The sequence below is a fragment of the Sciscionella marina DSM 45152 genome (assembly GCF_000379465.1).
In the GTDB taxonomy this organism is placed as follows: domain Bacteria; phylum Actinomycetota; class Actinomycetes; order Mycobacteriales; family Pseudonocardiaceae; genus Sciscionella; species Sciscionella marina.
Genome location: NZ_KB905383.1, coordinates 130265 through 151526 on the forward strand (window position 1 = coordinate 130265; position 21262 = coordinate 151526).

Below are 21262 nucleotides of genomic sequence, written 5' to 3' on the forward strand. Positions count from 1 at the left end.
CCTCGCATCCCCGACGGCCTTGTGAGCCACCTGCGATCATCCGATCGCGTCAAACATGCCACACGAATCGGCGATCTGGGCAGTGGAGAAAAATAAACAGTCAAACCTTTACCAGTCGTATCAGCCTGGTCACAGCTGGGCGTCGATCGGCAAGCCGGGCGCGTCGGGCCCGCCGGGGCTCGTTACAGTCCCTGCCGTGAACGCCAATACGACGACGCAGGACGAGCCGCAGTGTGGCGTCGACTGGCGTGTCGAGGCCCGTGCGGCGTTCCCGGAGCTCGAGTCCCTCTGCGGAGCCGAATGGTCGGTGCACGTGTTCCTCACCGAACTGCTCGACATCGTGCGCAAGGCGCACCGGGACGCAGACGCCGAGACCCTCGACCGCGCCTACGGTTTCGCCAAGTGGTGCCTGGACCAGCCGCGGCGATTCCTCGCCGACGCCGCGATCGTCAGTTTCTACGAACATCTCTTCGACGACTGGGAACTGCGCCACGAGATCGCCGAACGGCTCCCGGACCGGATAGCCGAGCGCGTGCGCCCGCTCTGGGAATGGCGACTTCCCGTGGAGCGGCTCGCCGAGGTGGACCAACTGCTCGGATGACGCCCCGCCCGCGGCGAGGGTTGTCGGCCCCGCTATGCTGACGGGGCAATGCGGACGTAGCGCAGCTGGTAGCGCATCACCTTGCCAAGGTGAGGGTCGCGGGTTCGAGTCCCGTCGTCCGCTCCAGAGTTCGGATAGTCATGCCCCGGGGATGCCTGGGGCTTTACTCTTTCGCCATGATTTGTGGGGGCCGAGCCCCCACACCCCCGCGGTGCGGGTGGTGCCGGAACCAACGTGGAGTTTGGGCTTTGCCCCGCGGTGCGGTGTGTTGTGGAATCAGTGTGGTGGGGTTCGGCGGAGGTTTTCGTGGTCTCTTTGGAGGGGGTTCGGGGGGTTGCGCTCGGGTTGCCGGAGGCTACCGAGCGGGCGGCCTATGGGATGCCGTGTTTCCGGGTGCGGGACAAGATCTTCGCCGTGTACCGGGAGGAGTGGCATGGCCTCGCCTGCCTGGTCAGCCCGGAGGACAAGCTCGCCCTGCCCCAGGAGGATCCGGAGACCTTCTCGGTCCCGGAGCACTATCGCAACTCCTCGATGGTGGTCGTGGATCTTGCCAGGATCGACAAGGAACACCTCACCGAACTGCTCACCGAGGCCTGGCGGCTGCGCGCGCCGAACCGTCTGCGCGAGCGGTTCGACGCGGGCTGATCAACGGCCGAGGTGCGCGGTGAGGAACTCGAGCGCCCGCGGATAGGCGTCCAGCCGGTTCACCCGTTTCGCCAGTCCGTGCCCCTCATCGGCATACACGCACAGCTCGCAGGCGATCCCGCGGTGTTCGAGCTCGGCGTGCAGCTGCTCGGCCTCGGAGAGCGGGACCCGCGGATCGTTCGCGCCGTGGATGACGAACAGCGGTGCCCGGATGTCGGCGATCCGGGACAGCGGTGAGATGGATTCGAGGAATTCCCGGTCCTCGGCCAGCGTTCCGTACTCGCGCTCCCGTTGCGCGCGCCGGTACACCGAGGTGTTCTCCAGGAAAGTGACCAGCGAGGACATCCCGACGATGTCCACCCCGGCCGACCACAGTTCCGGTTGGAACGCCAGACCGGCGAGCACCATGTACCCGCCGTAGGAACCGCCCCACAACGCGGCCCGGTCGAGTCCCAGGCTCGGCAGCCAGGCGTGTAACGCGGCCAGATCATCGACGGAGTTCATCCTGGCGCGCACATCATCGGCGGAGTACCAGGCCTTCCCGTAACCGACCGAACCGCGCACGTTCGGCACCAGCACCGTGAATCCGGCCGCGGCGAGACCCTGGACGATCGGGTTGAAGTTGATCGCCGACTGCCCCTCCGGTCCGCCGTGGATGAGCAGCACGGCCGCGCCGGACAGTGGTTCCGCGGTCGCGGACGGCCGGTACACGTAACACGGGATCTCCCCGCCCGCGCCCGGAACCCAGTGGGTGTCCGGCACCGAGAGCTCGGCGAGCCCGCGCAGCGCGGCGGCGGAATCGGTGACCGCGCGCGTGGCCCCGCTCTCCGCGTCCACCACGAGCACATCCCCGGGAATCTCCGGACCGGAAAGGGTGATCGCCACCGAACGCGAATCCGCCGCCCACACCGGTTCGGGGAGCGGGAAGAGCAGCCAGCCATCGGGAATCGGGACCTCGCGCAGCGGGTTGCCGTCCGCATCGTGCACGGCGAGCCGGGACACCCCGCCCACATTGGTGTGCACCAGAAGCAGCCTGCCGTCCGGGGACGGCCAGCCGGTCACATCGTGCGTGTCATCGGTGGCCAGCCACTGCCAGGCTCCGGTTTCCGGGGTGTAGCGTGCGATCCCGGTGAACTCGCGGTCCCGATTCGTGGTGAGTACGAGGGAATCGCCGACCCAGTGCACGGTGTGGTACTGCGCCCGCTCGAGTTCCCCGGTCAGTTCGGTGACCTCGCCGCCGGCGGCCAGCAGCAGCTGATCGGACATCGCGTACTTGCCCGGCCTGGTGAGTGCGACCCTGCGGCCATCGGTGTGCACGGCGGGATCCGCGGCCCAGCCGCCACCGTCGTAGACCACCGATTCGGTGCCCGTGGCCAGTTCGTGCACCACGATGTCGAAGTCCACCCCGTTGCGCCGGTTGGTGCGGTACACCATGCGTGCCCCGGTGACCTCGCCGATGCCGTGAATATAGGACGGATCGCGTACTACGGCCTCCAGGTCGTCCATTGTGGACGGAAGTGGGTTCGAACCCAGGTGCAGCCGGGAAATCTGCGCCCGTTCATTGCCTCCGGTGTCGTGGCTGACCAGCACCGTGTCCGTGCCGGGGATGTACCGCCCGCTGCACGCCCCGTCGAGCGCGGTCAGCTTGCGCACCGTGCCGTCGGTGCCGATCTCGACCAGCTGCGTGGTCCCCGATTCGTCGTGCCCGGCGAGTACCTGCCCGTCCGCGTGCACGTCGAAGGCGCGCCAGGTGGTCAGTTCGAGTAGTTCGGGGAGCATTCAGTCGTCCTTGTCGAGGTAGGTGAGGATGCCTGCGGTGATCGCATCGGCGTAGTGCTGCCGCCCCGCCCCGGATGTGAAGGTGGCGGAATCACTGGTGTTGCGCATGTTCCCGCACTCGACGAGCACGGAGGGGCGGGTGGACAGGTTCAGTCCGCCGAGATCCTTGCGCGGGTAGATCCCGTTCTCGCCGAGATAGGTGGAGGTGGCGAGGCCGTCCCCGCGCATGGCATCGCGCACCGAACCGGCCAGGCGCGCGGACGGTTCGCCCTGTTCGGCGTTCAGCGGCGGGGAGGGGTAGGAGACGTGGAACCCGTGCGCCTTCGCCGAGTTCGCGCCATCCGCGTGCAGGGAGACCACCGCATCGGCATGGGCCTTGTTGCCGACCGCCGCGCGTTCGTTCACGCACGGCCCGATCCCGGAATCCGAATCGCGGGTGAGCACCACGCGCACCCCCTTCGCGGCCAGGCTCGCGCGGATCTTGGCGGCGAGGTCCCAGGTGAAGGCGTGCTCCGGATAACCGCCATTGGTCGAGGTTCCCGTGGTGTTGCAGGGCTTGGTTACGCCGCGGCCCGCGGGCACCTTGCGGTTGATCTGTTCCGGGTGCTCGGCATTGCCCCCGTTGTGCCCCGGATCGAGTACCACGACCCGCTGCGGCTGTCGCGCCGCGCTCGGCGGTGCACTGCTGCTCGGGGCGGGCGAACTCATGCTCGACGGCGCGGGACTCGGGGTGGGCGCCGGACTGCTCGGGGCGGCCTTGTCCCCGGTCGTGCCGCACGCGCTGAGCAGCAGTGCGGTCCCCAGGGCGGCGAGCAGCGCAGGTCGGATCGGTTTCGACACGCCGTACACGTTGCCACGGCCGAGGACGACTACCCTGGAAGACGCGCGCAAGACAGGCGCGCTCCGCCGACGAAAGGAGCCGGCATGGACGGTCAGATGCCCGGCAACATGCAGGGCTTGCTCGCGCAGGCACAGCAGATGCAGCAGCAGATGCTCGCCGCGCAGGAAGAACTCGCCAACAGCGAGGTCACCGGGACCGCTGGTGGCGGAATGGTCAGCGCGACCGTCAGCGGTTCTGGCGAACTGAAATCGTTGTCCATCGATCCGAAGGTCGTCGACCCGGAAGACACCGAGACGCTCGCCGATCTCGTGGTCGCCGCGGTGCGGGACGCGAACGCGAGCGCGCAGAAGCTCACCGAGGAGAAGCTCGGACCCGTCGCCGGTGGGCTCGGCGAACTCGGTGGCGGGCTCGGCCTCCCGGGCATGTAGCGGTGTACGAAGGACCGGTCCAGGACCTGATCGATGAGCTCGGCGCCCTTCCCGGGGTCGGGCCGAAGAGCGCCCAGCGCATCGCCTTCCACCTGCTCGCCACCGATGCCGCGGACATCAACCGGCTGATCACGGCGCTGCAGCAGGTCGCGAAGGGCGTGCGGTTCTGCGAGATCTGCGGCAACGTCGCGGCCGACACGACCTGCCGGATCTGCGGCGATGCGCGCCGTGATCCGCTGCTGGTCTGTGTCGTGGAGGAACCCAAGGATGTGCTCGCGATCGAGCGCACCAGGGAGTTCAAGGGGCGCTATCACGTGCTCGGCGGCGCGCTCGATCCGCTCTCCGGGGTCGGGCCCGATCAGCTGCGGATCAAGGAACTGCTCGGCAGGATCGGCAGGGACGAGATCACCGAGGTGATCATCGCGACCGATCCGAACACCGAGGGCGAGGCCACGGCCACCTACCTGGTGCGCATGTTGCGCGATTTCCCCGGGCTGAGCGTCACCCGGCTCGCTTCCGGTCTCCCGATGGGCGGGGACCTCGAGTTCGCCGATGAGCTCACCCTCGGCCGCGCCTTCACCGGCCGCCGTGCGGTGTGACTGAGCTCGAACAGGCCGCGGCCGCGGTGCGGGCCGCCCCTGCCCGGCTCGGTGGTACCCGGCTCGTGGTCATCGACGGGCCATCGGGCTCGGGCAAGACCGTGTTCGCCACCCGGCTGCGGGAACTGCTCGGCTGCGTGCTCGTGTCCACCGACGACTTCGCCACCTGGGACGAGCCCTTCGCCTGGTGGCCGCGGCTGCGCGAAGGCGTGCTCGAACCGCTGCGCCAGGGCGTTCCCGGTGGGTACCAGTGCGTGGAATGGAACGAGGGCGCGCCCTTTCCCGGGCGGTGGCGCACCGTCGAGGTACCGGAGACCCTGATTCTCGAGGGCGTCTCCGCGGCCCGGCGCGCCGTCGCCGACCGGGTCAGCCTCACCGTGTGGATCAGTTACGGCACCCCGGAGCAGCGCCTCGACCGTTCAGTGGGCCGCGACGGGGAGGACCAGCGCGCCAACCTTGCCGCCTGGCAGCGCACCGAGACCGGATGGTTCGCCGTGGACCGCCCCGAATCCCGCGCCGATCTGGTTGTGCGTGCTTGTGTTGGTGAGAACCAACATTTCCGCACACAAGGACCAAACAAACACTGAGGGTAACTGTATGGGGTCTCATGAATTCCGCATTCACAGTTGACCGAGGGTGACCTCATCGCGTGATACCCCGTGTGCGCTGCGCAGATATTCGGGGCCGTGTATCCGGATCGTAACCGGCGACCCGATCCCGGAAACGGCTTCAGGCATTACAGTGCGCCATCAAGGTACGAACACGTACTGCGATCCAGCCTTGTGTTCAAAGGGGTACACATGCAGATGGACAGGAAGCGCCGCTGGGTTGCCGCGGCCGGGACGGCGGGCGCGGTACTGCTCGTGGTCTCCGGCTGTGCGCAGTCCGAACGGGGAAGCGGCGGGGACAACGGCGCGACCCTGAATTTCGGTCAGGCGAGCGCGCCGAAACTGTTCGACCCGTTCTACGCGACCGACGGCGAGACGTTCCGGATCACTGAGCAGATGTTCGACAATCTGGTCGAGTTCAAGACGGGCACCAGCCAGGTCGAGCCGGGACTGGCCACCGACTGGCAGCCCAGCGACGGCGGTAAGACCTGGTCGTTCAATCTGCGCAAGAACGTGAAGTTCACCGACGGCACCGCGATGGACGCGACCGCGGTCTGCAAGAACTTCGAGCGGATGTACAACCAGAAGGGCGCGGGCACCTCGAACGCGGTATCCCAGTACTGGAACGACAACTTCGGCGGATTCGCGGACAAGAAGCAGCCTTCGCTGTACGCGGGGTGCGAGGTCAAGAGCCCGACCCGGATGGCGCTGAAACTGACCAAGGCGTCTTCGAAGATGCCCGATATTCTCGGCCTAGCGTCCTGGGCGATCCAGAGCCCGACCGCGATGGACAAATACCACGCCAACGACGTGAAAGCCGAGGGCGACAGCTTCGTCTATCCGGACTACGCGACCAAACATCCCACCGGAACGGGCCCGTTCAAGTTCGGTAAGTACGACCAGGCCAACGGCACGGTCGAGCTGGTGCGCAACGACAACTACTGGGGCGAGAAACCGAAACTCGCCAAGATCGTGTTCAAGATCTACAAGGACACCGCGGGCACCCGGCAGGCGCTGCAGGCAGGCGAGATCGACGGCTACGATCTGCCGCAGCCGCAGGATTATCAGTCCCTGCGCGATCAGGGGAACAAGCTGCTCGAGCGGGAACCGTTCAACATCATGTATCTGGGCATCGACCAGAAGAACAACCCGAAGCTGCGCGATCTCAAGGTCCGCCAGGCCATCGCCTATGCAATCAACCGTCCGCAGCTGGTGAAATCGCAGTATCCGGACAAGGCTGTGGTGGCGAAGGAAATGCTGCCGCCGAGCATCGCGGGATTCAATCCGAACGTCCCCGAATACAACTACGATCCGAACAAGGCCAAGCAGCTGCTCAAGGAAGCGGGCGCGGAAGGCCTGACGGTGAATTTCTACTGGCCGAGCGAGGTGACCCGGCCGTATCTGCCGAGCCCGCGCGATCAGTTCACCGCGATGAAGGGTGATCTGGAAAAGGTCGGCATCAAGGTAGTCGAGAAGAGTGAGCCGTGGAACGGCGGCTATCTCGACGATGTCGAGGGCCACAAGCCTGACCTCTTCCTGATGGGCTGGAACGGCGATTTCAACAACGCGGACAATTTCTTCTCGCAGTTCTTCAACACCCCGACCAACCGGTTCTATGCGGCGGCTTCCCCTTGGGGTGCCTCGCTTTCCGAACGGGTCAAGCAGCTCGATGCGACCGCGGACAAGGCGGCGCGGGAGCAGGGGTACCAGGAGCTGAACGGACAGATCCAGAAGGATTACCTGCCCGCGGTCCCGATCGTGTCCGCGCCCTCGTACATCGCGGTCAAGGACAATATCAAGGGACTGGTTCCGAGCCCGCTCTCCAATGAGAAATTCGAGCTGGTGGAGAAGAGCGGAAGCTGATTCGTGCTTCGTTATACCGTTCGACGACTTGGACAAATGGTCGTCGTGTTGTTCGTGCTCTCGATACTGCTGTTCGCCTGGTTGCGTTCGCTGCCGGGCGGCCCGGTCTCCGCACTGCTCGGGGACCGGGCCACCCCGGCCGCACGTGCCGAGCTGACCAGGACACTCGGTCTCGATCGGCCGGTTTTCCTGCAGTACTTCGATTTTCTCGGCCGGGCGGTACGCGGTGACTTCGGTCAGTCGACCGCCGTGCAGCCGGGAAGCAGCGCGATGCAGATTCTCGTGCAGCGCTTTCCGGCGACGCTGGAGCTCAGCGTGGTCGCGATCATCCTGGCGATCCTGTTCGGCATTCCGCTCGGCTACATCGCCGCACGGCGCCGTGGCGGTATCTGGGACAACCTCTCGATCGGCGGTTCGCTGCTCGGGGTCGCGGTCCCGGTGTTCTTCCTGGCGTTCCTGCTGAAGTACCTGTTCGCGGTGAAGGCCGGGATCCTGCCCTCGGCGGGGCGCCAGGACGCGATCGATGCCACGCGGATCACCGGATTCTTCATCCTGGACGGGATCCTGACCCAGGAGTGGGATGCCGCATGGAACGCGCTGGAGCACCTGATCCTGCCCGCGGTGGCGCTGGCCACGATCCCGTTCGCGGTGATCTTCCGGATCACCAGGGCTGCGGTGCTCGACGTGCAGCAGGAGGATTTCGTGCGCACGGCCGAATCGAAGGGTCTGCGGATCCCGATCATCCGGCGGCGCCATATCCTGCGCAACGCGATGCTGCCCGTGGTGACGACGATCGGTATCCAAATAGGACAGTTACTGGCCGGCGCGGTGCTCACCGAGCGGGTGTTCGCCTATCCCGGAGTCGGCGACGCGCTCGCGACGGCGTTCCAGCGCAAGGACTATCCGCTGCTGCAACTGCTGATCATCGCGGCCGCGCTGGTGTACGTGGTGGTGAATCTGATCGTCGATCTTTCCTATGCCTACATCGATCCACGAATCAGGAACAGGTGAGGGGAGGGCGAAGATGGTACTGACACGGAAGAAAGACCGGGTCGACGCGCTCGCCTCGACCAGCACCGAGGGGATGAGCCTCGCCGCCTCGGCGTTCCGGCGGCTGCGGCGCAGTCCGGTCTTCCTCACCGGCGCGGTGATCACGGCACTGTTCGTACTGATCGCGCTGTTTTCTCCGCTGCTTGCCCCGCACGATCCGGCCACGCAGATCCCGGAGCTGATCAAGCAGACGGTGCGCGCGCGGAACCAGTTCGCCCCGCCACAGGGCAGTTATCTGCTCGGCGGCGATCAGCTCGGCCGGGATCTGTTCTCCCGCCTGCTCGTCGGCTCGCAGCAGACGCTGCTGGTCGGGGTGCTCGCCACGCTGATCGGGCTGACCGGCGGACTGATCCTCGGCACGCTCGCCGGTGCGACCGCGGGATGGGTGGACACGACCGTGATGCGGTTCGTGGACGTGCTGCTGTCCATCCCGAACCTGCTGCTCGCGGTGACGATCAGCGCGCTTTTCCTGCAGGCCAACCAGTTCACCGTGATCGTGGCGGTGGCGATCGTGCAGATCCCGGTGTTCGCCAGGTTGTTGCGTGGCACCATGCTGGCGCAGCGGGCCAGCGATCACGTGCTCGCGGCGCGCGCGCTCGGGGTGAAACGCAGCGGGATCGTGTTCCGGCACATGCTGCCGAACTCGCTCGGCCCGGTGTTCGTACAGGCGACCATCGTGCTCGCCACCTCGATCATCGACGCGGCCGGGCTTTCCTTCCTCGGCCTCGGTAATCCGAACGACGACAGCCCGGAATGGGGGCAGATGCTCTCCAATGCCCAGCAGTACATCACCAGCGGGCACGCGGATCTCGCGTTCTGGCCCGCCTGCGCGATCGTGGTCGTCGCGCTCGGGTTCACGTTGATGGGCGAGTCCGCGCGGGACGCGCTCGATCCCAAGAACAGGAGGTGATTCCCGGTGTCGCTGCTCGAAGTCGAGGATCTCACCGTCACCTTCGCCCAGAAAGGCGAGCGGCCGTTCACCGCGGTGGACAAGGTCTCGTTCACCGTGGAACCGGGCCAGACCGTCGGCCTCGTCGGGGAATCCGGCTGCGGGAAATCGGTCACCTCGCTGGCGATCATGGGTCTGCTGCCCAAGCGCGGAAACAGGGTCAGTGGTTCGGTGCGGTTCGCGGGCACCGAGCTGCTTTCGCTCAGTGACAGGCAGCTGCGCGATCGGCGGGGAAGCGATCTGGCCATGGTGTTCCAGGATCCGCTCACCTCGCTCAATCCGGTGGTGACCATCGGAGTGCAGGTCGCCGAGGTGCTGGAGCGCCACGAAGGGCTCAAGCGCAAGGCGGCGTTGGCCAAGGCCGCCGAACTGCTGGACCAGGTCGGCATCCCGGATCCGCACCGGCGCGTCGGTGAGTACCCGCACCAGCTCTCCGGCGGGATGCGCCAGCGTGCCCTGATCGCGATCGCCCTGGCGTGCCAACCGAAACTGCTGATCGCCGACGAACCGACGACGGCGCTGGACGTGACCATCCAGGCACAGATTCTCGCGCTGCTGCGGCAACTCGTCGCCGGAACCGATACCGCGCTGATCATGATCACCCACGATCTCGGGGTGGTCGCCGGGCTCTGCGATGAGGTCAACGTGCTCTACGCGGGCCGGGTGGTAGAGCGCGGGGAGCGGCACGAACTGTTCGCCGCGCCACGGCATCCCTATACGAACGGACTGCTCGCCTCCATCCCGCGGCTCGATGCCCCGCGCGGTGAGCGGCTGCATCCGATCACCGGTTCGGTCGGCGACAACATCCCGTGGTCCGGCGGTTGTGCTTTCGCGCCCCGGTGCTCGAACGAGATCGGGGTGTGCACCGAGACCGCGCCGGAGCTGATCGACACCGAGGGGCGGCTGCTGCGCTGCCACAACCCGGTCGCACTGGTGAAGGGGGAGGCATGAGTTTGGTCGAGGTCGATGACCTGAAAGTCCATTTTCCCATCAGACAAGGGGTTTTCTTCGACCGGACGATCGGTCACGTGTACGCGGTGGACGGGGTGAGCCTGTCCATCGAGCGCGGCGAGACCTACGGTCTTGTCGGGGAATCCGGTTGCGGGAAATCCACCCTCGGGCGGGCGATGCTGCGCCTTGTCGAGCCGACCGCGGGCACGACCACGGTGGATGGCACGGATCTGGGCAGCCTGGCCGCCGAACCGCTGCGCCGGTTCCGCCGCAGGCTGCAGATGATCTTCCAGGATCCGCTGTCCTCTTTGGACCCACGGCAGTCGGTGGAGGCGCTGCTCACTGAGGGCATGCGCGCGCACGACCTCGCCACGGACAAGGCGGCGACGGCGCGGCGACTGCGCGAACTGCTGGACGCGGTCGGGCTCGGGGCGAACGCCCTGCGCAAATACCCGCACGAGTTCTCCGGCGGGCAGCGCCAGCGCATCGGCATCGCCCGCGCGCTCGCGCTCGATCCGGACGTGATCATCGCGGACGAACCCGTTTCCGCGCTCGATGTCTCGGTGCAGGCGCAGGTGATCAACCTGCTCGACGATCTGCAGCGGGAGTTCGGACTGACCTATCTGGTGATCGCGCACGATCTGGCCGTGGTGCGGCATATCTCGGACCGGATCGGGGTGATGTATCTCGGCGGGGTCGTCGAGGAGACCACCTCGGAGCAGCTGTACCGGGAACCCCTGCACCCGTACACGAAGGCGCTGTTGTCCGCGATTCCGGTGCCCGATCCGGTCACCGAGGACAGTCGCGAGCAGATCCTGCTCACCGGTGACCTGCCCTCACCTTCGGCTCCGCCGCCCGGTTGCCGCTTCCACACCCGGTGCCCGTGGCGCCAAGAGACCCGGTGCGCCGAGGAACGTCCCGAACTGGTCGAGTTCGCCCCGGGACACCGGGTCGCCTGCCACTATGCGAAGGAGATCGCCGCGGGCGAGATCGTTCCGCACGTGGTTCCCGTGCAGGACTCGGTCAGCTCTGCATAGCGCCGATGATCTCGCGCGCCTTGTCCTCGTTCTGGTCGTAGCGGTCCGGGTAGGCCGAACGCTGCACGCTCTGCGCGACCTGACCCGCGGACCAGCCGGGGTTGTTCGCTGCGTTCGTGATGGCCTGGTCGAGATAGGCATTGGTGGCGTAGACCGGATCCTGGACCTGCTCCGGGGTGCCCCAGCCCGCGCTCGGCCGCTGCTGGAACACGCCGAGCGAATCGGCGTCCCCACAGGGCAGATTGTTCACGTGCGACTCGACCCAGGCGGTCTCGAAGGTGGAAAGCATGACGCGGTCGTCCACGTCCCGGCCGACCGCGGTGTCGTACACCGTCTCGGCCACCGATCTGTCGTAATCGGGCGGGATCGAATCGCAACTCGTCAGCTTCAGCATCGTCGCCGGGACATGCGTCCCCGGTTCGAGCGGGTTCGACGGAGTCGTGGCCGCGAAACCGAACTGTCCGGACAACGCGATCGCCGCCGCTGCTCCGAGGCCGACGGCCCCGGTTCGGATGCTTGCCCTCATCAGCACTCCCTTGTGTCAGTCCCGACAGTCCCCGCGACTGTCCGATGTGGACGCTAAACGGCGGAACCAGGTGAGTACAGGGGTGTTCAGGATTAGGCAGCCGAATTCCGCCCAGTCCCCCGCTGGTGGGAGAACGATCGGAGGGGTCCGGTAAGCGGTCGAATCCGAAGAGTGTCCGTTGTGTTCCGAGGGCGAATGAACCGTGACGCGGCGGACCCCGGTGGTGAGGTTACCACCGAGCAGGACGGAGTTCTGCCAGTCGAGCCGGGCGGCCAGCGGATCCGGCCGCCGAAGTTCCTCAGACGGTCGGGGCGAGGGCCTCGGCGATCTCGTAGGTGTTCAGCGCGGCACCCTTGCGCAGATTGTCCCCGCACACGAAGAAGTCGAGTGTGTTGGGGAAGTCCAGCGCCTGGCGGACCCGGCCGACGTAGGTCGGGTCCTCGCCGACCACATCCGCGGGGGTGGGGAACCGCTGCTGTTCGGGATCGTCGACGAGCACGATCGAGGGCTGGGCCTCGAACACCTTGTGCGCCTGCTCGACGGTGACCGCACTCGCGAAGCTGGCGTGCACGGCGAGGGAATGCGTGGTGACCACGGGAACCCGGACGCAGGTCGCGGAGACCTTGAGGTCGGGGATGCCGAGGATCTTGCGGGCCTCGTTGCGGACCTTGAGTTCCTCGGAATACCAGCCGTCGCCCTTGTAGGAACCGGCCGAGGGCACCACGTTGAGCGCGAGCGGGGCGGGGAACGGCGAGTCGGCACCGAGCCCGGCGACCGCTTCGCGCACATCCCCGGCGCGCACGCCGAGCCCCTTGCCGGCCACGGCTTCGAGTTCGGCGTAGAGCCGGTCCACACCTTCCTTGCCCGCGCCGGAAACCGCCTGGTACGAGGCAACGACCAGTTCGGTGAGCCCGAACTCCCGGTGCAGTGCGCCGAGCGCGGCCATCATGGACAGGGTGGTGCAGTTCGGGTTGGCGATGATGCCGCGCGGGCGTTCGCCGATCTTGTCCACGTTGACCTCGGGCACCACGAGCGGGACATCGGCGTCCATCCGGAAGGCTCCGGAGTTGTCCACCGCGATGGCGCCGCGCTCGGCGGCGACCGGCGCCCACTGCGCGGAGATCTCGTCGGGCACGTCGAACATCGCGATGTCGACGCCGTCGAAGGCCTCCGGGGCGAGCTCCACGACGGTCTGCTCGGTGCCCCGGACGGTCAGCTTCTTGCCCGCCGAGCGCGCCGAGGCGATGAGCCGGATCTCGCCCCAGGGAACGGATTCCCGCTCGTTGATGATGTCGATCATGACCGAACCGACGGCACCGGTCGCGCCGACGAGTGCCAGTACTGGCGCCATGACTTACCGCCCGCTTCCCGCGTAGACGACGGCCTCTTCCTCGCCGCCGAGTTCGAATGCCTCGTGGATCGCACGCACCGCGTCGTCGAGCTGCGAGTCGCGGATGAGTACGGAGATCCGGATCTCCGAGGTGTTGATGATCTCGATGTTCACCCCGGCCTTCGCGAGCGCCTCGCAGAAGGTGGCGGTGACGCCCGGGTGCGAGCGCATGCCCGCGCCGACCAGGGAGACCTTCCCGACGTGGTCGTCGTAGAGCACCTGGCCGAAGCCGAGTTCATCGCGCGCCTTCTCCAGCGCCGTGACCGCCTTCGGGCCGTTGGCCTTGGACAGGGTGAAGGTGATGTCGGTGCGACCGCTCGAGGTGCTGGACACGTTCTGCAGCACCATGTCGATGTCGATCTCGTTGTCCGCGACGATGCGGAAGATGCTCGCCGCGATGCCCGCGTGGTCGGGCACCCCGGTCACGGTGACCTTGGCCTCCGAGTTGTCGTGCGCGACTCCGGTGATCAGTGCCTGTTCCACGGGGATCTCCTCGACGGATCCGGTGACGATGGTTCCGGGTTTGGTGCTGTACGACGAGCGGACGTGCAGCGGGATGCCGTACCTGCGGGCGTACTCGACCGAGCGCAGGTGCAGGATTTTCGAACCGGACGCGGCCAGTTCGAGCATCTCCTCATAGGGCACGGTCTCCAGCCGGCGCGCGTTCGGCACGATGCGCGGATCCGCGGTGTAGACGCCGTCCACATCGGAGTAGATCTCGCACACATCCGCATCGAGTGCCGCGGCGATCGCGACCGCGGTGGTGTCCGAGCCGCCCCGGCCGAGCGTGGTGACGTTCTTGGTGTCCTGGGAGACGCCCTGGAATCCGGCCACGAGCGCGATGTAGCCGTTGTCCAGTGCCTCGGTCACCCGGCCGGGAGTCACCTCGACGATCCGCGCGTTGCCGTGCACCGATGTGGTGATCACGCCCGCCTGGGATCCGGTGAACGACCACGCCTCGGCACCCTTCGCGCTGATCGCCATGGCCACGAGCGCGTTCGAGATGCGCTCACCCGCGGTGAGCAACATGTCCATCTCGCGCTCCGGCGGGACCGGGTTGACCTCCTGGGCGAGGTCGAGCAGCTCATCGGTGGTGTCACCCATCGCCGAGCAGACCGCGACCACGGAGTTGCCCTGCTTCTTCGTGGCGACGATCCGATCGGCGACCCGTTTGATGCGATCCGCGCTTTCCAGCGATGAACCGCCGTACTTCTGCACGACGAGCGCCACGACGGCGATACCTCCACGAAGTCGGTTACGTCCTCGGCGGAGAGCCTACCTGCTCCATTGACCTCGACCAAGCTTGAGGTTCTAGCCTCGGTTTTATGGGTACTGAACAATGGCCGGTGGCTCAGGTCCGGATCGCGCGGCCCACCGACAAGCTCGCTGACGTGGTGGAATTCTATTCCGGAACGCTCGGTCTCCCGGTGCTGTTCCGGAATGCGGACGTCGGTTACGAAGTGGTCGGTATCGGTTTGCCGGGTGTCGACTATCACCTCGAGTTCACCTCCCACGTGGCGGGCAGCCCAGGGGAGGCGCCGAGCGGGGAGCACCTGCTCGTGCTCTATTTCCCCGACGCGCCGAGCCGGGACGAGGTGTCCGGCAGACTCGAGCACGCGGGGCACCGGCCGGTGGAACTGGACAATCCGTGGTGGGCCGAGCACAGTGCGCTGGCGTTCGAGGACCCGGACGGCTGGCGGGTGGTGCTCGTGCCCAGCGCGTTCGCCTGAGAGGTGTGGCCCGCGGTGTCACAATCGAGCGTGGGGAGGCGGGCTTTCGTGACTGCGCGTTAGCCTGACGGGCCGAAGGCGTAATCAGCGGAGGGAAGGCGAGTGGACGCAGCGGCCGATACGGAAGCGAACGCCCCGGCGAGCGACACCCTGCGGCGCGTCTGTCACCTCGCCGCTCCCGCGCTGCTCTACCTGCTGTTCCGCGCGGCCGGGGTGCTGCTGCTCGGGCTGTTCGCCCCCGGCTCGGTGCCGAACGCGCTCACCAAATGGGACGGCCAGTGGTACCTGGGCATCGCGGCGGGCGGGTACGCCGGGGTTCCCGGGTACCTCACCGACGCGCACGGGATGCGCAGCCCGGAGACCCCGATCGCGTTCTTCCCCGGCTACCCCTCGCTGGTGCACCTGCTGAACTACCTGCCCGGGGTCGGGCTGCTGGGCGCGGGCCTGCTCGTTTCGCTGGCCTCCGGGGTCGGGCTCGCCTACGGACTGCTACGGCTCGGTGAAGCGCTGCCCAAGCACGGTTCGCGCACCATCGGCATGCTGCTTGTCGCCCTGGTCGGCGCGATGCCCATGTCCATCGTGTTCTCCATGGCCTACGCCGAGGCGATGTTCTGCGCCCTCGCGGTGTGGTCCCTTGTCTTCCTGCTGCGCAGGCAGTGGATACTCGCCGGGCTGCTCTGCTCGTTCGCCGGACTGGTCCGGCCCTCCGGGCTCGCCCTCGCCGCCGCGGTGATGCTCGCGGCCCTTGCCGGGGTGACCCGTTCGCCGCGGAACTGGCGTATCTGGCTCGGCGGCCTGCTCGCCCCGATCGGCGTGGTCGGGTACGCGGCCTATGTCGGTGCGCGGATGGGTTCGGTGTTCGGGTACCCGATGCTGCAGCGGATGGGCTGGGACACCTACTTCGACTGGGGTGTCTCCGGGGTGCGGTTCGCCATCACCGCGCTGACCACCCCGCGCAATGCCTTCGAGGTGATCACCGTCGGGCTCGCCCTGGCCGCGCTGGTGCTGTTCGCGGTCGCGATCCATCGGCGGCTGCCCTGGCCACTGCTCGTGTACGCGGCCGGGATCCTGGTGATGGACCTGGGTATGAACGGGCTCATGGGCGCGCGGGCCCGGCTGCTGCTGCCCGCGTTCGTGCTGCTCATCCCGGTCGCGGTGGGCCTGGCCAAGCGCAGCAGGCCCACCGTGATCTGCACCGTGCTCGGGCTGCTGCTGGCCTCCGGATGGCTCGGCGCCTATGCCCTCAACGTCTGGCCCTACGCGATCTGAGGAGTGTCGTGAGCCGAGCTTGCGAGGCGAACCAAAGACACAGCCATGTGGTTGTGTTGGTGAGAACCGACATAACCACGCACGAGGAGGATTCTTGCACGAACTGATGACGGCGCGATGGAGTCCGCGGGCGCTCGACCCGGAGGCGGTGGTCGGCACGGAATCGCTGCATGCCCTGCTCGAGGCGGCGCGCTGGGCCCCGTCCTACGGCAACACGCAGCCTGCCCGGTTCGTGCTCGGCAGGCGTGCGGACCCGGCGTACAAGGCGATCCTCGACGCGCTCGTTCCGGGTAATCAGCGCTGGGCACACCGGGCCGCGCTGCTGCTCGTGGGTATCGCGGTGCGGCGCAACGAGAAGGGCGAGGTGCCCTACGCGGAGTACGGTCTCGGCCTCGCCGTGGAGAACCTGGTGTTGCAGGCGGTCGATGAGGGACTGGTCGCGCACCAGATGGCCGGGTTCGATCCGGAAGCGGTGCGTACCGCCTTCGCGGTCCCGGAGTGGGCGAGCCCGCTGGTGGCGATCGCGGTCGGCCGGCCCGGCCCGGTGGAACTGCTCCCCGAGGACAAGCGGGATCGCGAACGAGCCCCCCGCAAGCGGCTCGAACTGGGCGAACTCGCGTTCGGGCGGAGCTGGGGCGAACCCGCTCTCTAAGCGAACCGCTTCAGGATGCGGGCCACGAGCGCGCTGACGATGAGCCAGAAGATCGCCGCGATGCCATAGTTGACCAGTACCGCCAGCTTGGCGTCGTCCGGGGTGAACAGGTCCTTGAATCCGATCGCGACCGTGTCCGCGAAGCTGTGGACGAACCCGGTGATGCCGTTGTTCGGGTTGGCCTCGCCGATGACCAGGATGATGTGCACGACGAGCACGACGGCGAAGATCACGCCGACCCAGCGCACGAGGCCCGCGACCAGGTTGATGATCGGAGCGCGGAGCTCGAGCGCACGCTGACCGGCCGACTTGCCGACGGGCTTGGCGACGGTGGTCTTCGGCTCCTCCGTTGCCGCCTCTCTCGCGGCCGCGGCCTCGTTGTCGGGCTTCTGTTCGTGCGCTGCCATGCGCGCAGTCTTACACGCTGAGCGGCGGATGGCTACTCGGCCGTAACAACAAATTGATGACCGTCCCCGGCAGGGTGATTCCGCCCCCGTTTCACGAGGACGAGTTCGGACGGGTACGGTCGAAGACGTGGCACGTGCCCTCCTGCTTCGCTGCCGCGACGAGGTCTGACCAGACCGGCGCCTCGCCGCGGAGTTTTGTGACGCCGGTCGTCAGCCCGGTTGGAACAGACGACCAAGCAGGAGTTCTCCGTTATGACTTCCCTGATCAACAGCCAGGAATCCAGCGCGCGCAAGGGCGGAACACCGTCCCGGCCACCCGCTCCCGGACAGCGCCCGTGGAACAACCAGCGCGGATCCTCGATGCCGTTTCACCGGTACCGGCCGTTCGCCGAACTGGTCGAGCCGGTATCCGTGCCCGATCGGACCTGGCCGGACAAGGTCATCGACACCGCGCCGCTGTGGTGCGCCGTCGATCTGCGGGACGGCAACCAGGCGCTGGTCGACCCGATGTCCCCGGCCCGCAAGCGCAAGATGTTCGACCTGCTCGTGCGCATGGGTTACAAGCAGATCGAGGTCGGGTTCCCCGCGGCGAGCCAGACCGACTACGACTTCGTGCGCGAGCTGATCGAAGAGGGCGCGATCCCGCAGGACGTGCACATCCAGGTGCTCACCCAGTGCCGCGGTGAACTGATCGAGCGCACCTTCGAGGCGCTGCGCGGGGCGCCGAACGCCATCGTGCACATCTACAACTCCACCTCGATCCTGCAGCGCAAGGTCGTGTTCCGGGAGGAAAAGGAAGGCATCAAGAAGATCGCGACCGAGGCCGCGACCCTGGTGCGCGAGCTCGCCGGGAAGCAGCCGGACACCGATTTCATCTTCCAGTACTCCCCGGAGTCCTACACCGGAACGGAACTGTCCTTCGCGGTCGAGATCTGCGATGCGGTGACCGAGATCTGGCAGCCGACCCCGGAAAAGCCGGTGATCGTGAACCTGCCGTCCACCGTGGAGATGGCCACGCCGAACGTGTACGCGGACTCGATCGAGTGGATGAGCCGGAACCTGGCCCGCCGCGACTCGATCATCCTGTCCCTGCACCCGCACAACGACCGCGGTACCGGGATCGCCGCCGCCGAGCTCGGGTACCAGGCGGGGGCCGACCGGATCGAGGGCTGCCTGTTCGGCAACGGCGAGCGCACCGGGAACGTCGATCTGGTCGCGCTCGGTATGAACCTGTTCAGCCAGGGCGTGGACCCGCAGATCGACCTCGCCGACATCGACGAGATCCGGCGCACCGTCGAGTACTGCAACCAGCTGCCGGTGCACGAGCGGCATCCCTGGGGCGGTGACCTGGTGTACACCGCGTTCTCCGGTTCGCACCAGGACGCCATCAACAAGGGGCTGGACGCGCTGGGCCGCGAGGCCGAAGCGGCCGGGGTGCCGATCGACGAGTACCCCTGGGAAGTGCCGTACCTGCCGATCGATCCCAAGGACGTGGGCCGCACCTACGAGGCCGTGATCCGGGTGAACTCCCAGTCCGGCAAGGGCGGCGTCGCCTACCTGATGAAGACCGAGCATCAGCTCGAACTGCCGCGCAAGCTGCAGGTCGAGTTCTCCAAGGTCGTGCAGCGCTACACCGATGACGAGGGCGGCGAGGTCGAGGCGGAGCGGTTGTGGGACGTCTTCTCCACCGAGTACCTCCAGCAGCGCACCCCGCTCGAACTGGTACGCCAGCACGTCACCGATGAAGGGCACGGCGAGTACTCGCTGAGCGCGACCGTGCGGGTGGACGGGGACACGCAGGAGATCAGCGGCCACGGCAACGGCCCGATCGCCGCCTTCTTCGACGGGCTCGCAAGCATCGGCTACGGCGTCCGGCTGCTCGACTACTCCGAACACACCATGACTCCGGGTGACGACGCTCGCGCCGCTTCCTACATCGAGTGCGCCGTGGACGGAACCGTGCTCTGGGGTGTGGGTATCGACCCCTCGATCGTCACCGCCTCCCTGCGCGCCGTCACATCGGCGATCAACCGCGCCAACCGCTGACCTGGGCAAACGAGTGCTCGTGCGCGGTTGTGTTGGTTAGAACCAACACAACCACGCACGACCCGTTCCGTCACCCGTTCGGTGGCGGCTACGTCAGGGTCGTTACCCTGGTCGGCAGGATCGTGATATCGAATCGCGATCAAAACGCGGGGAGCGAGCTCATTCCGGGAACGACGTTTGCCATCCTGACGACCCTGTTCGTGGTCGCCGCGGTGCCGTTCGCCCCGACCGAGGCGGTACTGATCTCGGCGAGCGCGCTGGCCGCGGGTGGCACGCTCTCGTTCCCCCTGGTGCTCGTGGTCGGTGCGCTCGGCTGCGCGACCTCGGACCTGGTGAACTACGGGATCGGGCGGTCCATCGGCCCGTTCGCGGTCACCAGGGCGCGGCGCCGCAAGGCAACGGCCGCGGTGCTCGACTGGGTGTCCGATCGTATCCACACCAGGCCGGTGCTGATCCTGGTCGCGGCGCGGTTCCTGCCGATGGGCGGGATCCTGGCGGCGGCGCTGTGCGGGACGACCCGGTTCCCGATGCGCAAGTTCCTGCCGATCTCGCTGCTCGGGGCGGGAATGTGGACGGTGTACGCCGCGTTGCTCGGCTATCTCGGCACCTCGATCACCGGCCGCCCGCTGCTGGGCATCGGTGTCGGCCTCGGCTTGGCCATGCTGCTCGCCGCGGTCTCGGGACTGATCGGCAAGCGCCTGCCGCGCCGCAATGTCGCGCGCACCTTGGAGACCTCGGCTTCCTGACCGGTCCCGGCTAACCGTGTTCGGTGCCGAAGTGGGCGCGCGTCTCGTGCCGGTTGTGCCCGATGTGTACGCGTAGCCGGTCGGCCTTGCCGGAGACGAGGTCACCGAGTGTCTGCTTGATCCGGGACTGTTCGGCTCGCGCGGCGCCGGTGAGCTGGTCCGCGTACCTGGACAGTTTCCCTTGGGCGGTCCAGGTCTGCGCCTTCCCGAGCGCGGCGGTGACGGCTTCGACCGTGCCTGTCTCGAGCCGTTGGCCGGTGAGCCTGCCGAGCTGCTCGGCGGTGAAGGTCACCACGGTGCGGTAGCCGTTCTCGTATTCGATGGTGAAGGCGGACCCGCCCGCGGGCGGCTGCGTGATGCTGGTCGCGGCCGTGCTCGAGGGTGCCGCTCGGTGGTCGGCGGGATGCCCGGATGACGCACCGCCGCATCCCGCGAGGGCGAGTGCGCCGATGATCAGCAGCGCGGGCAGTGCCGTTCGGTTCATCTAGTTTGCCAGCTGGTCCTGCTCGGCGCGGCGCTTCTCCGCGTACGCCTTGACGAGGCTGTTCATCTTGCGCTTGAGCAGCAGGCCGATGATGATCCCGGCGAGCACCGCGACCCCGAGCCCGATATAGGAGAAGCGCTTGAGGAACACCTCGGCTGCCTGGCCGAGATAGTAGATCGCCGCCGTGGTGCCCGCGGCCCAGGTGACCCCGCCGAGCACGTTCGCGAACAGGAACCGTGGGTAGGGCATGCGCAGCGCACCGGCCAGCGGCCCGGCGAAGATGCGCAGGATCGCGATCCACCGGCCGAAGTACACCGCGAGCGCGCCCCATTTGCTGAAGATGTGCTCGGCGTAGGCGACGTGGTCCTCGCCGAAGTGCCGGGGGAATTTTTTGCCCAGCCAGTCGAACAACTTGTGCCCGAACTTGCGGCCCAGCGCGTAGCCGATCGAATCACCGACGACGGCACCGATCACTCCGGAGAGCGCGATCCATTCCCAGGCGACGTTGAGCTCGGCCCGCGCGGACAGCAGTGCCGCGCTGACCAGAACGATCTCACCGGGAATGGGGATGCCGAGGCTTTCGATCCCGACGACCACGCCGACGAGTAGGTACACGACGAGATGCGGGATGTGGACAAGCCACGCGTCGATGTTCATGTGC

At 67.2% G+C, this 21262-nt stretch carries 23 protein-coding genes and 1 tRNA gene; 16 read left to right on the top strand and 8 right to left on the bottom strand.

The features are described 5' to 3' along the window. Positions 1 to 196: 196 nt before the first annotated feature. From A37U_RS0111800 to A37U_RS0111810, 3 genes are all read left to right on the top strand, one after another. Entirely contained in the window at positions 197 to 601 is a 405-nt protein-coding gene (locus A37U_RS0111800; RefSeq protein ID WP_020496850.1) for a DUF7674 family protein, read from the top strand. Positions 602 to 651: 50 nt separating this feature from the next. Then, positions 652 to 727, top strand: a tRNA-Gly gene (locus A37U_RS0111805). A 180-nt stretch (positions 728 to 907) separates the two neighbouring features. After that, positions 908 to 1246 carry an MmcQ/YjbR family DNA-binding protein gene (locus A37U_RS0111810; RefSeq protein ID WP_026197120.1) on the top strand — a complete coding sequence of 113 codons (339 nt, stop codon included), beginning with the start codon at positions 908 to 910 and terminating at the stop codon, positions 1244 to 1246. On the opposite strand, the gene A37U_RS0111815 is transcribed toward A37U_RS0111810, so the two are convergent. Beyond that, the gene (locus A37U_RS0111815) at positions 1247 to 3025 is read right to left on the bottom strand and encodes a S9 family peptidase (protein WP_020496852.1); all 1779 of its coding nucleotides are present in this window, start codon (positions 3023 to 3025) and stop codon (positions 1247 to 1249) included. Further along, positions 3026 to 3865: an N-acetylmuramoyl-L-alanine amidase gene (locus A37U_RS0111820; RefSeq protein ID WP_020496853.1), complete on the bottom strand. Its 840-nt coding sequence runs from the start codon at positions 3863 to 3865 to the stop codon at positions 3026 to 3028. A gap of 84 nt (positions 3866 to 3949) precedes the next feature. On the opposite strand from A37U_RS0111820, the gene A37U_RS0111825 reads away from it, so the two are divergent. From A37U_RS0111825 to A37U_RS0111860, 8 genes are all read left to right on the top strand, one after another. Beyond that, a complete protein-coding gene (locus A37U_RS0111825; RefSeq protein ID WP_020496854.1) occupies positions 3950 to 4294 on the top strand; it encodes a YbaB/EbfC family nucleoid-associated protein in 345 nt (114 codons plus the stop codon). A 2-nt stretch (positions 4295 to 4296) separates the two neighbouring features. Beyond that, the gene (gene recR, locus A37U_RS0111830; RefSeq protein WP_020496855.1) at positions 4297 to 4893 is read left to right on the top strand and encodes a recombination mediator RecR; all 597 of its coding nucleotides are present in this window, start codon (positions 4297 to 4299) and stop codon (positions 4891 to 4893) included. Further along, entirely contained in the window at positions 4890 to 5480 is a 591-nt protein-coding gene (locus A37U_RS0111835; RefSeq protein WP_020496856.1) for a uridine kinase family protein, read from the top strand. Before recR ends, A37U_RS0111835 begins: the two co-directional genes overlap by 4 nt. 213 nt (positions 5481 to 5693) lie before the next feature. Further along, a complete protein-coding gene (locus tag A37U_RS0111840) occupies positions 5694 to 7364 on the top strand; it encodes an ABC transporter substrate-binding protein (RefSeq protein ID WP_040587418.1) in 1671 nt (556 codons plus the stop codon). Positions 7365 to 7367: 3 nt separating this feature from the next. Continuing rightward, a complete protein-coding gene (locus tag A37U_RS0111845) occupies positions 7368 to 8375 on the top strand; it encodes an ABC transporter permease (protein ID WP_026197122.1) in 1008 nt (335 codons plus the stop codon). A 13-nt stretch (positions 8376 to 8388) separates the two neighbouring features. Further along, the gene (locus tag A37U_RS0111850) at positions 8389 to 9324 is read left to right on the top strand and encodes an ABC transporter permease (protein ID WP_020496859.1); all 936 of its coding nucleotides are present in this window, start codon (positions 8389 to 8391) and stop codon (positions 9322 to 9324) included. Positions 9325 to 9330: 6 nt separating this feature from the next. Next, positions 9331 to 10314: an ABC transporter ATP-binding protein gene (locus A37U_RS0111855; RefSeq protein WP_020496860.1), complete on the top strand. Its 984-nt coding sequence runs from the start codon at positions 9331 to 9333 to the stop codon at positions 10312 to 10314. Then, entirely contained in the window at positions 10311 to 11351 is a 1041-nt protein-coding gene (locus tag A37U_RS0111860) for an ABC transporter ATP-binding protein (protein WP_020496861.1), read from the top strand. The genes A37U_RS0111855 and A37U_RS0111860 overlap by 4 nt, the downstream gene beginning before the upstream one ends. On the opposite strand, the gene A37U_RS43255 is transcribed toward A37U_RS0111860, so the two are convergent. The 3 genes from A37U_RS43255 to A37U_RS0111875 all read right to left on the bottom strand — a co-directional run bounded on the left by A37U_RS43255 (position 11338) and on the right by A37U_RS0111875 (position 14497). Then, the gene (locus tag A37U_RS43255) at positions 11338 to 11877 is read right to left on the bottom strand and encodes a hypothetical protein (RefSeq protein ID WP_020496862.1); all 540 of its coding nucleotides are present in this window, start codon (positions 11875 to 11877) and stop codon (positions 11338 to 11340) included. The two genes, A37U_RS0111860 and A37U_RS43255, sit on opposite strands and share 14 nt — an antisense overlap. A 298-nt stretch (positions 11878 to 12175) precedes the next feature. Further along, positions 12176 to 13228: an aspartate-semialdehyde dehydrogenase gene (locus tag A37U_RS0111870; RefSeq protein ID WP_020496863.1), complete on the bottom strand. Its 1053-nt coding sequence runs from the start codon at positions 13226 to 13228 to the stop codon at positions 12176 to 12178. A gap of 3 nt (positions 13229 to 13231) precedes the next feature. After that, positions 13232 to 14497 carry an aspartate kinase gene (locus tag A37U_RS0111875; protein WP_020496864.1) on the bottom strand — a complete coding sequence of 422 codons (1266 nt, stop codon included), beginning with the start codon at positions 14495 to 14497 and terminating at the stop codon, positions 13232 to 13234. A gap of 95 nt (positions 14498 to 14592) precedes the next feature. On the opposite strand from A37U_RS0111875, the gene A37U_RS0111880 reads away from it, so the two are divergent. The 3 genes from A37U_RS0111880 to A37U_RS0111890 all read left to right on the top strand — a co-directional run bounded on the left by A37U_RS0111880 (position 14593) and on the right by A37U_RS0111890 (position 16918). After that, positions 14593 to 14997 carry a VOC family protein gene (locus A37U_RS0111880; protein WP_026197123.1) on the top strand — a complete coding sequence of 135 codons (405 nt, stop codon included), beginning with the start codon at positions 14593 to 14595 and terminating at the stop codon, positions 14995 to 14997. Between the two features lie 102 nt (positions 14998 to 15099). After that, complete coding sequence (locus tag A37U_RS0111885) at positions 15100 to 16266, top strand: hypothetical protein (RefSeq protein WP_020496866.1); 1167 nt, start codon at positions 15100 to 15102, stop codon at positions 16264 to 16266. A gap of 106 nt (positions 16267 to 16372) precedes the next feature. After that, the gene (locus tag A37U_RS0111890) at positions 16373 to 16918 is read left to right on the top strand and encodes a nitroreductase family protein (protein WP_020496867.1); all 546 of its coding nucleotides are present in this window, start codon (positions 16373 to 16375) and stop codon (positions 16916 to 16918) included. Here A37U_RS0111890 and A37U_RS0111895 read toward each other — a convergent pair. Next, on the bottom strand, positions 16915 to 17325 hold the full coding sequence (locus A37U_RS0111895) for a hypothetical protein (protein ID WP_020496868.1): 411 nt from the start codon (positions 17323 to 17325) through the stop codon (positions 16915 to 16917). The two genes, A37U_RS0111890 and A37U_RS0111895, sit on opposite strands and share 4 nt — an antisense overlap. Before the next feature lie 252 nt (positions 17326 to 17577). On the opposite strand from A37U_RS0111895, the gene leuA reads away from it, so the two are divergent. Continuing rightward, a complete protein-coding gene (gene leuA / locus A37U_RS0111900) occupies positions 17578 to 19371 on the top strand; it encodes a 2-isopropylmalate synthase (RefSeq protein WP_020496869.1) in 1794 nt (597 codons plus the stop codon). A 122-nt stretch (positions 19372 to 19493) separates the two neighbouring features. Then, positions 19494 to 20117, top strand: coding sequence for a DedA family protein (locus A37U_RS43260; protein WP_157182762.1), 624 nt, complete (start codon positions 19494 to 19496; stop codon positions 20115 to 20117). 10 nt (positions 20118 to 20127) lie between these two features. Here A37U_RS43260 and A37U_RS0111910 read toward each other — a convergent pair whose 3' ends face one another. Beyond that, a complete protein-coding gene (locus tag A37U_RS0111910) occupies positions 20128 to 20601 on the bottom strand; it encodes a hypothetical protein (RefSeq protein ID WP_020496871.1) in 474 nt (157 codons plus the stop codon). Next, positions 20602 to 21258, bottom strand: coding sequence for a DedA family protein (locus tag A37U_RS0111915; protein ID WP_020496872.1), 657 nt, complete (start codon positions 21256 to 21258; stop codon positions 20602 to 20604). Positions 21259 to 21262: the final 4 nt, after the last annotated feature.